Raw genomic sequence first — 3,265 nt, 5'->3', positions numbered from 1 at the left:
TAGGAAAACCATCTAAAATCTTTTTCATCTCCTCATCTACATGAGACTCCTTTTTTATATCTGAGTGAAATTTAGCTAACTGCTCTGCGTTAGGTAATTCTCCAAAAATTAATAAATAAGCTACTTCTAAAAAGTCTGCTTTTTCAGCTAACTCTTCAATAGAATATCCACGGTATCTTAAAATACCCTTTTCACCATCTAAAAATGTAATAGCACTCTCACAAGAGCCTGTATTTTTATATCCTGGATCTATTGTTGTTAAACCGGTTGCAGAACGTAATGTTTTTATATCTATGGCCTGTTCTTTCTCTGTGCCCTCTACTACTGGGAAATCATATTTATTCCCGTTAAATTCTAAAGTAACTTTATCTGACATTGGTATAATTTACTAATATTATTAATCGAACTGTAAATTTAAGAAAAAGACACTAGTTTATCAATTAGTTAGCACTATTTATACATTTAATAACATTAATTCTTTTAAAAATATAAGCCTAAAAATAGGTTTACAATAAAAAGAGAATTGAATTTGCTATATATTATATTAATTTGACAATTAAGCACAAAAAAGCCGCTCTTATACAGAGCGGCTCAATAAACTAAAACTAGTTTTTTTATTTTATTTTAAAGGCATCCATTTGCGGGTAGTATGCAACAGTACCTAATTCCTCTTCAATACGCAATAATTGGTTGTATTTAGCCATACGGTCAGATCTAGAAGCAGAACCTGTTTTAATTTGCCCTGTGTTTAGTGCAACTGCTAAATCTGCAATTGTATTATCTTCTGTCTCTCCAGAACGGTGAGACATTACAGATGTATAACCTGCATTTTTAGCCATAGTTACAGCTGCTATAGTCTCTGTAAGCGTACCTATTTGATTTACTTTAATTAAGATAGAATTTGCTATATTATTCTTAATCCCTTTAGATAAACGCTCTACGTTTGTAACAAATAAATCATCACCAACTAATTGCACTTTATCGCCAACTTTTTCAGTTAAAGATTTCCAGCCATCCCAATCATTCTCATCCATACCATCTTCAATAGAAATAATAGGATATTTAGCAGACAAATCTGCCAAATACTGTGCTTGCTCTTCAGATGATCTAATTACACCTTTATCGCCTTCAAACTTTGTGTAATCATATTTACCATCTACAAAAAATTCTGCAGCAGCACAATCTAAAGCAATCATAATTTCATCACCCAACTTATAACCTGCATTAGAAACAGCTTTTGCAATAGTATCTAAAGCATCTTCTGTACCACCTGCTAAATTTGGAGCAAAACCACCTTCATCACCAACAGCTGTACTTAAACCTCTATCATGTAATACTTTTTTTAAGTGGTGAAAAATCTCAGTTCCCATTTGCATAGCATGCGTAAAGTTTTTAGCTTTTACAGGCATTACCATGAATTCCTGAAAAGCTATTGGCGCATCTGAGTGAGAACCTCCATTAATAATATTCATCATAGGAACAGGCAACGTATTTGCACTTACACCACCAACGTACCTGTATAATGGCATTCCCATTTCATTAGCTGCAGCCTTAGCAACTGCTAAAGAAACACCTAAAATTGCATTAGCTCCTAATTTAGATTTATTTGGCGTACCATCTAAATCTATCATTGTTTGGTCTACTAAGTTTTGTTCAAAAACAGACATTCCAATAATTTCTTCAGCTATAGTAGTATTTACATTTGCAACGGCATTTAAAACACCTTTACCCATAAAAATATCTCCACCATCTCTTAACTCAACAGCTTCGTGTTCACCCGTAGAAGCACCAGAAGGAACTGCGGCTCTACCTAAAACACCATTTTCTGTATATACGTCTACTTCTACAGTAGGGTTACCTCTTGAATCTAATATTTGCCTTGCATGCACATTTATGATAATACTCATAGAATTTTTTATTTTTTAGGTTGATATAATCTTCTCGTAAAGATACAAAAGTGTACCATTACCCGTGAGTTTTACGCCATAACTATACCAATAATTAACTATAATTTAAACGAAAACGATATCGTATTATTTAGTTCTAACTGTTTTTAATTAATTCGAAAAAATTATCAAACAAATAATTAGAATCGTTAGGACCTGGACTTGCTTCTGGGTGATACTGTACAGAAAAAACATTTTTATTCTTCATTCTTATACCAGCAACAGTGTTATCGTTTAAGTGTTTGTGTGTAATTTCTAAATCACTATTAGCCTCAGCCTCATCTCTATTGATAGCAAAACCGTGGTTTTGAGAAGTAATTTCACCTTTACCAGTAGTTATGTTCATAACCGGATGATTAATTCCTCTATGCCCATTATGCATTTTATATGTAGAAACTCCGTTTGCTAGAGCAATCACTTGATGACCTAAACAAATACCAAATAAAGTTTTATTGTTAGCAATGATATCCTTAGCTGTTTGTATAGCATCAGTTAAAGGTTCTGGATCACCAGGCCCATTAGAAATAAAATAACCATCAGGATTAAAAGAACTTAACTCACTATAAGATGCGTTGTAAGGAAACACTTTTATATAAGCATCTCTTTTAGCTAGGTTACGCAATATATTTTTTTTAATTCCTATATCTAAGGCAGCAATTTTATATTTTGAATTTTCATCTCCATAAAAATAAGGTTCTTTAGTAGAAACTTTAGAAGATAATTCTAAACCTTCCATACTAGGAACATTTGCCAATTGCTCTTTTAAACTCTCTATATTATCTACATCTGTAGAAATTACCGCATTCATAGCACCATTATCTCTAATATAGCTAACCAAAGCTCTTGTATCTACATCAGAAATAGCAAAAAGGTTACTGTTATTTAGAAACTCTTGTAAACTAGCATCCGCATCTACTCTAGAATAATCATAACTAAAATTTTTACAAACCAGCCCAGAAATCTTAACAGAATTAGACTCTACCTCTTCTTTATTGGTACCGTAATTACCAATATGTGCATTGGTAGTAACCATAATTTGCCCAAAATAAGATGGATCTGTAAAAATTTCCTGATACCCTGTCATACCAGTATTAAAACAAACTTCACCAAATGCTGTACCATCTGCATCACCAACAGCTTTACCGTGAAAAATTGTACCGTCTGCTAATAATATTAGCGCTTTTTTTCTTGCTTGATATTTCACCCTATAAAAATTTAATCCTTAATATTTCTACTATACAAATTTAACATAAAAAAAAGGGACAGACTATAAGTCTATCCCTTTTGAATATTTAAAAAATAAAATCATTATTTTATTC

Annotated in this window: 3 protein-coding genes; all 3 read right to left on the bottom strand. The window is 32.1% G+C overall.

Annotated elements, in window-relative coordinates:
• Positions 1-376 (bottom strand): citrate/2-methylcitrate synthase (locus ABJD66_RS02995; protein WP_348128055.1); only part of this gene is annotated, 376 nt, incomplete at its 3' end.
• Positions 377-614: 238 nt separating this feature from the next.
• Positions 615-1,907: a phosphopyruvate hydratase gene (gene eno, locus ABJD66_RS02990; protein WP_100896713.1), complete on the bottom strand. Its 1,293-nt coding sequence runs from the start codon at positions 1,905-1,907 to the stop codon at positions 615-617.
• Positions 1,908-2,043: 136 nt separating this feature from the next.
• Complete coding sequence (gene carA, locus ABJD66_RS02985) at positions 2,044-3,150, bottom strand: glutamine-hydrolyzing carbamoyl-phosphate synthase small subunit (protein ID WP_348128051.1); 1,107 nt, start codon at positions 3,148-3,150, stop codon at positions 2,044-2,046.
• Positions 3,151-3,265: the final 115 nt, after the last annotated feature.

Origin of the sequence: Cellulophaga sp., from assembly GCF_039943695.1 — a bacterium.
Classification (GTDB): Bacteria; Bacteroidota; Bacteroidia; order Flavobacteriales; family Flavobacteriaceae; genus Cellulophaga.
This window is presented reverse-complemented; position numbering and strand designations above follow the sequence as displayed.